This window comes from Nonomuraea sp. NPDC051941, from assembly GCF_044593615.1.
The window spans coordinates 157810-170609 of record NZ_JBIUCF010000007.1; the positions used below are offsets into that span (position 1 = coordinate 157810).

8 protein-coding genes and 2 pseudogenes are annotated in these 12800 nt (G+C 70.8%); 7 read left to right on the top strand and 3 right to left on the bottom strand.

The features are described from left to right. Positions 1-81 precede the first annotated feature (81 nt). Positions 82-1449: a sensor histidine kinase gene (locus ACIHFD_RS14995; protein WP_397367357.1), complete on the bottom strand. Its 1368-nt coding sequence runs from the start codon at positions 1447-1449 to the stop codon at positions 82-84. Positions 1450-1588: 139 nt separating this feature from the next. On the opposite strand from ACIHFD_RS14995, the gene ACIHFD_RS15000 reads away from it, so the two are divergent. Together ACIHFD_RS15000 and ACIHFD_RS15005 are read left to right on the top strand one after the other, a co-directional pair. Then, the gene (locus ACIHFD_RS15000) at positions 1589-2455 is read left to right on the top strand and encodes a hypothetical protein (protein ID WP_397367358.1); all 867 of its coding nucleotides are present in this window, start codon (positions 1589-1591) and stop codon (positions 2453-2455) included. Between the two features lie 28 nt (positions 2456-2483). Beyond that, positions 2484-2888, top strand: a pseudogene (locus tag ACIHFD_RS15005) (DinB family protein); the annotation flags it as partial. A gap of 53 nt (positions 2889-2941) precedes the next feature. On the opposite strand, the gene ACIHFD_RS15010 reads toward ACIHFD_RS15005, so the two are convergent. Continuing rightward, the gene (locus ACIHFD_RS15010) at positions 2942-3862 is read right to left on the bottom strand and encodes a LysR family transcriptional regulator (protein WP_397367359.1); all 921 of its coding nucleotides are present in this window, start codon (positions 3860-3862) and stop codon (positions 2942-2944) included. Between the two features lie 187 nt (positions 3863-4049). Here ACIHFD_RS15010 and ACIHFD_RS15015 point away from each other — a divergent pair, with 187 nt between their 5' ends. Then, positions 4050-4757, top strand: a complete 708-nt coding sequence (locus ACIHFD_RS15015) for an SDR family NAD(P)-dependent oxidoreductase (protein ID WP_397367360.1) — start codon at positions 4050-4052, stop codon at positions 4755-4757. A gap of 52 nt (positions 4758-4809) precedes the next feature. Beyond that, a complete protein-coding gene (locus ACIHFD_RS15020; protein ID WP_397367361.1) occupies positions 4810-6048 on the top strand; it encodes a YbfB/YjiJ family MFS transporter in 1239 nt (412 codons plus the stop codon). 18 nt (positions 6049-6066) lie between these two features. Here ACIHFD_RS15020 and sigJ read toward each other — a convergent pair. Next, positions 6067-7005: pseudogene (gene sigJ / locus ACIHFD_RS15025) on the bottom strand (RNA polymerase sigma factor SigJ); the annotation flags it as partial. A 230-nt stretch (positions 7006-7235) separates the two neighbouring features. Between sigJ and ACIHFD_RS15030 the strand changes: the two are divergent. From ACIHFD_RS15030 to ACIHFD_RS15040, 3 genes are all read left to right on the top strand, one after another. Beyond that, on the top strand, positions 7236-11123 hold the full coding sequence (locus tag ACIHFD_RS15030) for a metallophosphoesterase (protein ID WP_397367362.1): 3888 nt from the start codon (positions 7236-7238) through the stop codon (positions 11121-11123). A gap of 56 nt (positions 11124-11179) precedes the next feature. Continuing rightward, positions 11180-12328, top strand: coding sequence for a HupE/UreJ family protein (locus ACIHFD_RS15035; RefSeq protein ID WP_397367363.1), 1149 nt, complete (start codon positions 11180-11182; stop codon positions 12326-12328). 104 nt (positions 12329-12432) lie between these two features. Next, positions 12433-12780, top strand: coding sequence for a DUF1330 domain-containing protein (locus ACIHFD_RS15040; protein WP_363980945.1), 348 nt, complete (start codon positions 12433-12435; stop codon positions 12778-12780). Positions 12781-12800 lie beyond the last annotated feature (20 nt).

Below are 12800 nucleotides of genomic sequence, written 5' to 3' on the forward strand. Positions count from 1 at the left end.
TTGTGCGTGGCTTGGAGCCGACTTGGGGGTGGGGCGCAGTCCTCGCAGGCCGGTTTGCGCCGTCCTCGCGGACTGGGATGCTCAGTCCTCTCGGGCCGAGATGCGCAGGACGAAGCGGGCGCCGCGCTCGGAGTCCTCGATCGTGAGCGTGCCACCGTGGGCCTGCGCGATCTCGCGGGCGATGGGCAGGCCGAGCCCGGTCCCGCCGGCGTCGCGGTTGCGCGCGGCGTCCAGGCGGGTGAAGCGCTGGAAGACCGTCTCGCGCTTCCCGGGCTCGATGCCGGCGCCGTCGTCGAGCACCTCCAGCACAGCCTGCCGGCCCTGCCGCCGTACGGTGACGAGGATCTGGGACTCGGCGTGCCGCTCGGCGTTGTCCAGCAGGTTCGTCAGGAGGCGGGCCAGCTGCAATCGGTCGCCCGTGACGGCCACGCCCGGCTGCAGCGAGGTGACGACGTTCTTGGAACGCGGCCTGCCGGTCTCGGCGGCGACCAGCTCGCACAGGTCGACCGGCTCCCGGGAGCTCGGCGCGCCCGCGTCCAGCTTGGTCAGCGTGAGCAGGTCGGTGACGATGGCCTGGAGCCGGTCCAGGCTGGCCAGCAGCGCCTCGCCCGTCGCCCGCCAGTCGGCGTCCTCGAGGTTGAGCAGCGCGTCCTCGACCTGGGTGCGCATCGCCGTGATCGGGCTGCGCAGGTCGTGCGAGGCGTCCCCGGCGAACCTGCGCTGCTGCTCCACCGCCTCCTGCTGCTTCTTCATCGCGGCTTCCAGCCGCTCCAGCATCTGGTTGCCGGTCCAGGCGAGCGTCCTGATCTCGTCGTCCACGTTCTCCGGTACGGGGAGCCGCATCCCGCCTCCGCCCGCGGTGATCTCGGCCAGCCTCTTCGTGATGTTGTGGACGGGCGCGAGCGTCCGGGCCACCACGCGCGACACCCCGAACCAGGTCAGGAGCAGCAGCAGGGCCGCCACGCAGATCTGGAAGAGGACCACTTTCAGGCTGACGTACCAGGGCACGGCCGGGTCGAAGGCGTAGATGACCCACGCGCCGTCCGGCTGGTACGCATGCATGGCGACCACCAGCTCGCACCGTCCGGGAAACGCGCGCAGGTCGCAGAACTCGGCGGCGTCGTTGGCCGTGTTGCGGTGGGGGATCGCCGTGGTGACCCGGGGCAGGCCGGCCAGGTTCGGCGTCGAGGAGACCACACGGCCCGCCGAGTCGATCACCTGGATGCCGTCGAGCCCGTCGGTGTTCACCGTCGGGGGCAACGCGTTCCGCTTGACCATGAGCAGCACGCGCAGGGCCTGGCTGGCCACGTCGTACGCCCGGATGTCGGCGGCCTCGTTCCGGATGGCGTACAGCACGAACGCGCTGACGACGACGTTCAGCAGCAACATGGCCAAGCTGGCGAGCAGCGCCAACCGCATCCGCAGCGACCGGCCCAGCCGTCTGATCACTCCACACCCCGGTAGTCAGAAGACCACATGGAGTGCGTTCGCCCCTAATTCAGGGAGATTCCCCCGCAAATCCGATAAGAGGGGCACTTAGCCGGTGTGTGGGCGGCTACGTTAGGCGTCCGGGGGTGATCACGAAGTCGTGCGTAGGACGATCGCGGGCCTGTGCCTGGTGCTGCTCCTGGCCTCCTGCACCTGGTCCAATCGGGTCTCACCGGGCCGGTTCGAGGCACGTGCCCGGGAGGTGGTGGCGCGCTGGGACGGCTCGGCCGGCGACCGCGCCTGGCGTTCGGGTTTCGTCCCGCTCGGAGGGCTCCAGGATCGAGGCGGCTGGACCGACCCTCCCCTCTGGGTCACCCTAAGTACGGAAAACAGCGTGTGGAAGCTCGCGGCCGAGTTACCCGCGGGCCCCTTGGCCGACGCGCCCGTGCGGTGGCCGGACGGCTCGGTCTCGGAGGTCCCGCTCGTCACTGCGGTCGAGGCGTACGCGGAGTTCACCAGACCCGCCGACTTCATCGAGGAGGAGTGTCCGGCCAAGGGCTGCCGCCCGCTCCGGGTGACCGGGGCCGAGCTGGGCGAGACGACGCTGGAGACCAGCCGCGGCACGATCCGGGTGCCCGCGTGGCTGTTCACCGTCAAGGGGGTCGAGTCGAAGTTCGTGTACGTGGCGGTCGCCCCCTCGGCCATCACCGCCCGGCCGCAGGCCGCGGAAGGGGGTTCCGAAGAGGTGAAAGGGTTCGACCTCGTCGCGGGCAAGCCGCACGACCTGCTCCTGGAGTACGGCTACGGCTCCTGTGACCGCGTTCACGGGGCGCGGACGTACGAGACCGGCAAGCTCGTGGTGGTGGACGTGGACGAGGAGGGCTCCGGCGGGATCTGCGACTTGGTGCTCCACATGGACACGACCACCGTCACGCTGAAGCGTCCGCTCGGCGACCGCCTCGTGCTCGACTCGGGCACGGGACTGCCCGTCGTGCGCGGGGTGACGCCGCTGTACGGCCGCGGGTAGCAGGGGCACAGCGGCGCGCCACGAACGGGTCGACGACGAATGGTCCCTCGTCGAGACGCTGCGCCACCTCGTCTTCGCCACCGACGCCTGGGCGGGCCGGGCGATCCTCGACGCGCCGGACCCGTTCCACCGGCTCGGCCTCACCCACTCCGGCTACCCGGCCGAGGACGCGGCGGCGCTCGGCATCGACCTTGACGCCCGCCCGTCGTACGCGGAGGTGGCGCAGGCGCGCGCCGGGCGGGTGGCGCTGGTGCGCGGCATCCTCGACGGCCTCACCGACGCCGGGCTCGAACGGGCCTGCACCCGCGCACCCGCGCCCGGCTACCCGGAGGAGCCGCGCACGGTCGGCGGTTGCCTGCGGGTGGTGATGGAGGAGGAGTGCGAGCACCGCCGCTACACGCTGCGCGACCTCGCGACCCTCGAAGCCCGCTGACCACGCCGACCACGATCACCAGGCCGACCGGCGCCACGCCGACCGGCGCCTTGTCATCCGGTGGTGCGGAACGGGTCCTCGGCCGGTAGCCAGGCCGTGTCGGCGTCCAGGCCGAGCCCGCCGACGTCCCGGGTCAGCGCCTCGACGGCGGCCCGTACGGCCTTGCGGGTCTCGTCGCGCCGGCAGACCAGCGCCCAGGTCCAGTACGGCGCCGGATCGACCACCGGGCGCTGGACGAGGTCCGGCGGCACCGGTGCGGTCTGGCCCTTCGGCGAGTTGACGACGGGGTGGCGGAGCCGCCGTACGTGGTCGAAGAAGGCCGCCCCGGTGATGCCGCCGTCGTCGATGCGCACGACGCGGGCACCGGTGTCGCGGGCGAACTCCTCGGCATAGCGGTTCCAGGAGTCCCAGGTGGCGGTGTCGGAGTCCACCAGTATGGACGTGTCCTTGGCCGGGACCGCGGACGTGCCGGTGCCCGTGGAGATCGCGAAGAGCCGGTCGGCGCCGATCAGCCGGGCCTCCAGGGCGTGGGCCGCCAGGTCGTCGGCCCGTACCCAGCAGATGGCCAGGTCGATGCTGCCGTCGGCGACCCGTCCCGCCTGGGTGTGCGACGGCATGACCCACGCGTCGACGTGCAGCTGAGCGACGCCGGACACGCGGGCGGTCAGGTCGGGCGGGCGCCAGCTCACGTAGCCGAGCCGGACCGGCTCGGTGGCGGCCATGCCGGCCGCGGAGCGGCGCAGCTCGTCGGCCTGGTCGAGCAGTGCCCTGACCTGGGGGAGCAGCGCCTGCCCCGAGGGGGTGAGCGCGACCGAACGGCGGTCCCGGTCGAACAGGCGTACGCCCAGGTCCCGCTCCAGGGCCTTGATCTGCTGGGAGAGCGACGGGCCGGCGATGCGCAGCCGGACCGCGGCACGGCCGAAGTGCAGCTCCTCGGCCACCGCGACGAAATATCGCAGCTGGCGTAGCTCCATCCGCCCAGGGTAGTGCGCTGGGAGGCACAGCCTCACAACAGAGAGTGAACCGGTCGTGGCGGGATCGCGCCCGACTGACGCAGGCTTGAACCATGACCGCGCGGTGCCGGTCCGCCCCGTTCGCCGGCCGGCCGCGCTGATCGAGGCCCGGGACGTATGGCCTCGATCCATATGAGAAGAGAAACCCATGAGCACGCACAAAGTCGCGGTGATCACCGGCGCGTCCCAGGGCATCGGCTCGGGGCTGGTGGCCGCCTACCGCAAGCTCGGCTACGCGGTCGTCGCGAACTCCCGATCGATCGAGCCCTCCGACGACCCCCTGGTGCGGACCATCGCCGGTGACATCGCCGCCCCGTCCGTCGGCCGGCGCGTCATCGAACAGGCGCTGGAGGCGTACGGCCGGGTCGACACGCTGATCAACAACGCCGGCGTCTTCCTGTCCAAGCCGTTCACCGACTACACCGACGAGGACTACGAGCTGGTGACGAGGGTCAACCTGCGCGGGTTCTTCGAGATCTCCCAGCGGGCCATCGACGTCATGCTCGCCCAGGGCGGCGGGCACGTGGTCAACATCACGACCAGCCTGGCAGACCAGGCGGACACCCGCGTGCCGTCCGCGCTGGCGGCGCTGACCAAGGGCGGCCTCAACTCGGTCACCAAGTCGCTGGCCATCGAGTACGCCTCCCGGGGCATCCGGGTCAACGCGGTCGCGCCCGGCGTCATCCGTACGCCGATGCACCCGGCCGAGACCTACGACCTCCTCGCCGGCCTGCACCCCGTGGGCCGGATGGGCGAGATAAGCGACATCGTCGACGCGATCGTCTATCTCGAGACGGCCCCGTTCGTCACCGGCGAGATCCTGCACGTCGACGGCGGCCAGAACGCCGGCCACTGAGTCCCCCGCCACCGGGTGCGTCCGCTCCCGCCGGCCGAACGAAAGGCGAAGTTTGACCTCCGTACAAGAGCACGGCACGGACGGCGGCGAGGCGACCCGGGCGGATCGGCCCTGGCGGATCGTCGGGCAGGGCGCGGCGGCGCTCGCGGCGGGCATGGGTGTCGGCCGGTTCGCCTACACCCCGATCCTGCCGATGATGCACGCGCAGGCCGGGCTGTCGCCGCGGCTCGGCGCGGAGCTGGCCACCGCCAACTACGTCGGGTACCTCCTAGGCGCGGTCGCCGCGATCGTCGCCCCTCGGATCTTCGCCTCCCGGCGGGCGCTGCGCCCGTCCCTGGCGATCCTGATCGTCACGCCGGCCCTGATGCCGGTCACGCACGCCGGCGCGCTCTGGTCGTCGCTCCGGCTGGTCGCCGGGATCGCGAGCGCGCTGATCTTCGTCATCGCCGCCGACGCCATGCTCACCGGTCTCCGCGGCCACGCGCACCACCTCGTCGGCTGGGCCTTCGGCGGCATCGGCGCGGGGATCGCCCTGTCGGGCGTCGCCGTGCTGGTCCTGCGTACCACCGGCACCTGGCAGCAGGCCTGGTGGACGGCGGCCGCGCTGACCGCCGTGCTCGCGATCCCGGCCTGGGGCCTGCGCACCGGCCCGGCATCCCCGGAGGCGCCGCCGCCCGCCCCGTCCGGTCCCCGAGCCGGGTCCGGGCTGCGCTGGTTCGGGGCGCTGCTGGCCGGCTACACCCTCGAAGGGACCGGTTACATCATCGCCGGCACGTTCCTGGTCGCCGCGATCGACCAGACCGCGCCCGGCTGGGCCGGCAGCGGCGCCTGGATCCTGGTCGGGCTCGCCGCGCTGCCCTCAACGGCCCTGTGGGCATGGCTCAGCCAGATCTGGTCCCGCCCGGCGCTGGTCCTCGCCGCGCTCGTCGTGCAGGCCGTCGGCATCGCGCTGCCCGCCCTGGCCGGCGGGATCGTCCCTGCCCTGGTCTCGGCCGCCCTGTTCGGCGCCACGTTCCTCGGCATCGCCACCCTCACCCTGGCCATCGGCTCCCACCTGCGGATCCCGCGCGCCGTCGCCATCCTCACCACCGGCTACAGCATCGGACAGATCCTCGGCCCGCTGGTCGTGACGCCGCTCCTGCACCGGGGCTACCACCCGGCGCTGCTCGTCGGCGCGGCCCTCGTCGTGCTGGCCGCCGCCGCGACCGGCGTGCTGCGCCACCGCTTCCCCCATCACCTCGGCCCGTTGCCCCGCCGCGTCCTCGCCGTCCGTCACCAGGGAAGCCCGTGAGGGCCAGGGGACGTGGGTGAGCTTGTCGGGGTTGCTGACGGTGTAGACGTCCTGGATCTGGGAGCCGTCGGGCGTCATGTCCACGACCATGACGGCGTACGGGGCGTTCTCCACGAACAGCACCGCGCAGGGATCGCCGTTGACCTGGCGGTACTGGATGTCCAGCCCGTCGAGGGGCTGGGCGGCGCGGGAGACGAGCACGCGGGAGACGTTGTCGCGACCGCGGATGGGGCGCGGGCCGCCGGCGTTCGACTTGCCGCCGCCGTCGGCCCACAGCGTCACGTCCGGCGCCAGGAGCTCCATCAGCCCTTCCAGGTCGCCGCCGAACGCCGCGGCCACGAACCGCTCGGTCACCTGCCGCTGGAGGCCCGGGGCGACCTGGGTACGGGGGCGGCGGGCCTGGACGTGCTCGCGGGCGCGGTGGGCGAGCTGCCGCACCGCGGCGGGGTTGCGGCCGATCATGGCGGCGATCTCGGTGTGGGCGTAGGCGAAGACCTCGTGCAGGATGAACACCGCCCGCTCCAGCGGGGTGAGCGTCTCCAGCACCACCAGCAGCGCGAGCGAGAGCGTGTCGGTCCGTACGGCGTGGTCGGCGGCGTCGGGAGAGGTGACGAGGGGTTCGGGCAGCCAGGGCCCGACGTAGGTCTCGCGGCGCCGGCGCAGCGCGCTCTGGTGGGCGAGCGCCTGGTTCACCGCGACGCGTACGAGGTAGGCGCGCGGATGGCCGATCTCGTCCGGATCCTTGGACGACCACGCCAGCCAGGTCTCCTGCAGCACGTCCTCGGCGTCGGTGACGCTGCCCAGCATGTTGTAGACGATGGAGAACAGCAGTTCGCGATGGGCGGCGAACACCTGGGTGACATCGGACATCACGGACCCCCTATACGTGTGACTGCAGCTCTTAGAGCCCCTGAGAGGGCCGTCGTGTGACATCCCAATGTTCCGGTACGCGCCCATTGAGACCTATTTGTGACGGATGACCAGAATCACGCAACCGTTTATCGTCCCTTCAGCCCCTCTATGCACAACGTTCACTCGTGCGCTCCAATGTGTCCGCCCGGGAGCATGCCGCTTTATGGGCTCCTTATGCACATAAGAAGGGACTGCCAATGGCAGCACGAAAGTCACTGGGCGGTTTAGGGGGCCGGGCGCGTTTCGCCCTGGCCGCCTCGATCGCGACGCTGCTGGTGAGCAGCTTCGTCACGGCCGCGTACGCCGACCCGGGGGCGGCGGAACAGGACAAGGGCCGGCCCAGCCCCACGCCGACGACCACCGCGGTCCCGAGCCCTCCGACGCTCACCCCCGCCGGCGGTTCGTACCTGGAGGGGACGGCCAAGGTCGCGGCGGTCCCGACCGCGGCCGGTGACAGCGTCACGAAGCTCGCGGTCGACGACACCGCGCTCAACGCCACCCGTACGGTGGGCGTCTCCAAGCTCCGCTTCGACGTGGGCTCGAACTCGACGGAGGCGCAGTACCACAGCTACGTGCTCGTCAACGGCGAGTACCGCAGCGAAATCGGCAACTTCGTCAACGAGCGCGCGAGCATCGACATCCCGAACGAGCGCCTCGTCAAGGGAGAGAACACCGTCGAGATCGTCGTCGGCGCGATCCCGTCCTCGTGCGGCACGAACTACGACGACTTCGTGCTGTCCGACGTGGGCCTCGAACTCCTCGGCGAGGTCGCGGACGGCGAGGACAACCCGTACACGCTCTCCTTCGGCGACGGCAGCTGCGGCACGAACACCACGCTGCTCAAGCGCGCCACGCTCAAGTTCTTCGTCCAGGGCGACCCGCAGGGCACCACAGGCCTCGCCGCGGATCTGGACACCGCGACGCTGTCCAACGGCGAGCACACCATCACCGCCACGACCGCGGCCGGCGTGACCGTCAAGAACACCGTGACCGTGAACAACGCCCCGGCCGGGGCGCCGCGCCTGCTGCCGACGGACGGCACGCTCGTGGCGGGCACCAAGCCGGTCTTCGCGAATGTCCCGGCGAACAGCGCGGGCGGCGTCAAGTCCCTCACCGTGGACGGCGAGAAGCCCGTCACGAAGCCCACCCTGGGCAACGGCGCCGCGATGCTCAGCTTCGACGTGGGCGCGGACGGGATCGAGGACAAGTACGACGACTTCCTCCTCGTCAACGGCAAGCGCATCGACCTGGGCGGCACCTGGGCGAGCCGGCGCGTGACCATCGCGGTGCCGGCCAAGTTCCTGGTGCCCGGCGACAACACGATCAAGGTCGTCACCGGCGACGCCAAGGAGACCTGCGGCAACAACCGCGACGACTTCACGATCACGAACCTCGAGCTCACTCTCGACGGCGCCACCGTGACCGGCCAGGACCTCAAGCCGTCGTACGAGATGGGCGACGGCACCTGCGGCAGCAGCCAGACCCTCCTGCGCGAGGCCGAGCTGCGCTACAAGATCGACGCTCCGGCGGTGCCGGTCATCGAGACGCTCGGCTCGGGCCAGGCGACCTTCAGCTTCAACGTGGGCAGCAACTCGATCGAGGCGCGCTACCAGAACTTCCTGCTCGTCAACGGCCAGAAGATCGTGCTCGACGGCGACTTCGTGAGCAAGCGCGTCGACTTCACGATCCCGAACGAGTTCCTGGTGCCCGGCTGGAACACGATCGACTTCGTGGCCGGCACCTTCCCGACCTCGTGCGGCAACAACCGCGACGACTTCGCGATCTCGAACATCGCGCTCACCCCGGCGCAGGGCACGGCGACCGGACAGCTGCTGAAGGCCTCGTACAGCATGGGCGACGGCAACTGCGGCGACAACGTGAACCCGCTCACCGAGATCGACCTCGAGTTCCTGGTGGAGGCCCCGGCCCGCGGCCTGCGCGCGGACCTCGACACCACCGCCATCAAGGACGGCAAGCACAAGCTCGCCGCCGAGTCGGCCACCGGCGAGGTCGCCACCCGCACCCTGATCACCGACAACTCGGCGCCGAAGGTCGCCAAGAGCGTCCCGGCCGAGGGTGAGAAGATCACCGCCTCGGTCGTGCTGGACGTCAAGCTGGAGGACGCCTCCGGCGTCGTGTCCGGGCCGGACGTCAAGCTCGACGGCCAGCCGATCGAGCTGGGCGCCCAGGTGGGCCCGGGGCTGCGCGCCGGCAAGCACACCCTCGCCGTGACCGGCGCCGACGGGCTCGGCAACACCACGACCCGCGAGGTCGTGTTCGAGTCCGCGGGCATCCCGGACGCGCCGGCCGAGCTGAGCCCGGCGCGGGGGGCCACCGACGTGTCGGACCCCGTCACGCTCTCGGCGAAGGTGGCCGAGCCCGACGGCGGTCAGGTGACGGCCACGTTCAACGAGGCGAAGATCCTCACTCCGGAGCAGGCCTACCAGGGCACGGCCCAGACTCTCCCGACGACCCTGCGGGTGCCGGGTGAGAAGCGCGTCAAGACCGACGGGCTCGAGCCGGCCGACGGCAAGACGCTGGACGCGCCCTCCGGGCAGGACCTCGTCTACCAGCGGTACGACGTCGAGGTGCAGGGTCACGTGGACTCCCCGGTCCTACGCTGGGAGGGCGCCATCGACCCCGAGCGCCTGGCGGGGCTGCGGGCGTGGAACACCAAGTCCAAGGCGTGGGAACTGCTGACGAGCGCCCGCGGCGCCGCCGGGGGCAAGACCGTGCTCACGGCCGTCGTCGACGACGACTACATCGACAGGCAGCAGGTCCACGTCATGGTGACGGGCGAGGACCCGTTCGCCGACGACATCGACCCCGGCGACCCGAACGGCTTCGCCGACCCCTCCTCCTACGACTTCTCGATCGTCCACTACACCGACACGCAGTACATCTCCGAGGGCGCGGTGGAGCAGGAGACGGCCGAGGAGCGCGCGGTGTGGGAGTCCGCCTACGCCGGCGTCGTCAACTGGATCAAGGACAACAAGGACCAGCGCAAGATCTCGTACGTCGCGCACACCGGCGACATCATCGAGAACAACATCCGCAAGCCCGCCGACGAGGCCACGCAGCAGCAGGTCGTCGGCGAGATGGAGGTGTCCTCGAAGCAGCAGAAGGTGCTGGACGACGCGGGCATCCCGAACGGCGTGATCGCCGGCAACCACGACAACCAGTCCGGCACCGAGAACGGGCCGGAGGCGATCTACAACAAGTACTACGGTCCCGGCCGGTACCAGGGCGCGTCGCAGGGCTGGCAGCACGCCAAGTACGGCGGGCCGTGGAAGGAAGGCGACAACCAGAACCACTACGACCTGTTCTCCGCGGGCGGGCTCGACTTCGTCGTGGTCGGCCTGTCGTACGGAGTGACGAGGGAGGAGGCCGAGTGGGCCGACTCCGTCTTCAAGAAGTTCCCCAACCGCAACGGCATCCTGCTCTCGCACGACTACCTCGTGCCGAGCACCAACCCGGACGGCCGCGGCGCCGGCTTCTCGGCTCCCGACGGCTCGATGCTGTACAAGACGGTGGTCGAGAAGAACGCCAACGTCTTCCTCATCCTCGCCGGTCACGAGCACGGCGTGGGCACCAACGTGAAGCCGAAGGTGGGCCAGGTCGGCAACGGCGTCGTCGAGCTCCTGGCGGACTACCAGTTCTACACGGTCTCGGCCGACCGGCTCGGGCTGACCGCGATCGGCGGCTACAACCCGCAGGACCAGCTCCAGTTCGGCGCGAGCTTCTTCCGCATGCTGCAGTTCAACGTCAAGCGGGCGGAGCTGAGCGTGGACACCTACTCCCCGCTGCTCAACGAGTTCGGCGCCAACGAGTACGACCCGCTGCGCCGCTACAACGGGCTCGAGGACAACATGGTGCTGCCGGTCGACCTCACCTCCCGTACGACGACCTTCCAGACCGACTCGCTGGCGATCTACAAGCCCACGCGGGTCATCGGTAAGAGCACGGTCACCTCGGGCCAGGTCGCCTCGGTGACCTGGAAGCGACTCAAGGACGACACGGCCTACGCCTGGTTCGTCACCGCGCGCTCCACCGGCGGCGGCGTGACCGCCTCCGAGCCGAGCGTCTTCGTCACCAAGGACGAGCACGGCCGCCCCGGCACGTGGGGACCGGACTCGCCCATGTACCACTGGTTCAACCGCTAACCCAATCCTCGCCGCCCCCGGACCCCGGTCCGGGGGCGGCCCTCATCCCTGACCCCATGGAGAGACGAGACATGCGCCGCATGCGCTGGTTGCCCGCCGTCGTCCTCGCCCTGGTCCTCGGCGGTGTGCTGGCCGACCTGGCGCGTCCCGCCCCGGCGGCGGCGCACGACGCGACCACGACCGCCCACGCCGAGGTGACCGGCTCGGGCCTGAACGTCAAGGCCGTGCTCGACCTCGAGTACGACCTCCTCATGAAGTCGGCCTGGCTCTACGCCGAGGCCTACGACGCGAAGGAGCGGACCGAGCAGCTCCGCCAGCTCAAGATCAACCGCGATGCCGTGACCGACTATGTCTCGCGCCGCTTCGCCGTGGCGTACGCCGGCAAGCCCTGCACGCCTGCCCAGGTCGGCGACGCGGACATCCGCGTGCGCGGCAAGGCGGCCTTCGCCGTGCTCACCTACGCCCTCGCCTGCCAGGGCGAGAGCGGGGGGACGCACGAGATCTCCAGCGCGCTGTTCCCCGACGCCGAGAGCTTCGTCCACAGCACGAAGACGATGGTCCGCTACGAGCTCGACGGCGAGACGGGCTCGGCCGTCCTGGAGGCCACGGCGCCGACGGTGAAGGTCGGCGAGCACCAGGCGTCGAGCCAGATAGGGGAGTTCTTCGTGCTCGGCGCCGAGCACCTGCTGTTCGGCCTCGACCACATCTTCTTCCTGCTGGCCCTGGTCATCGGGGCCCGCCGCCTGCGCGACGTCGTCGTCACGGCCTCCGCCTTCACCGTCGCCCACAGCATCACGTTCCTGCTGGCGGCGATGGGGATCGTGGACGTCCCGGGAGCGATCGTCGAGCCGGTCATCGCGGTGTCGATCATCGTCGTGGCGGTCGCCAACCTCCTGGGCCGCGACGAGGACAAGCTGGGCAGATGGCGGCTGCCGATCGTCTTCGCCTTCGGCCTGATCCACGGGCTGGGCTTCGCGGGCGCGCTCGACATCAAGGAGAGCGGGTCGTGGGGGCTGCTCCTGTCGCTCCTGAGCTTCAACCTCGGCATCGAGGTGACGCAGCTCGTGCTCATCGCCGTGCTCTTCCCGCTGCTGGCGCTGCTGCGCCGCACGTCCGCGGCCCGCTGGGCGGTGGCCGCGATCTCGGTCCCCATCGTGGCGGTCAGCCTGTACTGGTTCTTCGACCGCATCCCGCTGCCGCTCTGACGGTTCCGCCTACCTATGAGGTAATCGACGCCCTTACGTGCACCCCGGCAGGATGGTTCCCATGAGGCCGCCGGGGCGGCGGCCCGCTGACGAAGGAGCAAGCCATGAGCGCGTACGCCCTCGCCCACCTGCGTCCTGTTGCGGAGCCGCACGAGGAGGTGTTCCAGTACATGGAGCGCATCCAGGCCACCCTGGATCCGTTCGGCGGCAGGTTCGTGGTGCACGGGGCGCCGGTGGAGGTGCGTGAGGGAGAGTGGCCCGGCGGGCTGGTGATCATCGAGTTCCCGTCGATCGAGCAGGCCCGCGAGTGGTACGACTCGCCTGCCTACCAGGAGATCCTGCACCTGCGTGCCGACCACATCCCCGGTGACCTGGTGCTGGTGGACGGCGCGGAGCCGGACCACGACTCGGCGGCGATGGCGGCCGCGATGCGGGCCGCGGCGAACCGCTGAGGTCCCGCCAAAGGTGAACG

What these genes read in the sequence shown, in the direction of transcription:
- ACIHFD_RS15010 (WP_397367359.1), bottom strand. Translation starts at nt 3,862, where the DNA reads ATGGAGCTACGCCAGCTGCGATATTTCGTCGCGGTGGCCGAGGAGCTG.
- ACIHFD_RS15015 (WP_397367360.1), top strand. Translation starts at nt 4,050, where the DNA reads ATGAGCACGCACAAAGTCGCGGTGATCACCGGCGCGTCCCAGGGCATC.
- ACIHFD_RS15035 (WP_397367363.1), top strand. Translation starts at nt 11,180, where the DNA reads ATGGAGAGACGAGACATGCGCCGCATGCGCTGGTTGCCCGCCGTCGTC.
- ACIHFD_RS15040 (WP_363980945.1), top strand. Translation starts at nt 12,433, where the DNA reads ATGAGCGCGTACGCCCTCGCCCACCTGCGTCCTGTTGCGGAGCCGCAC.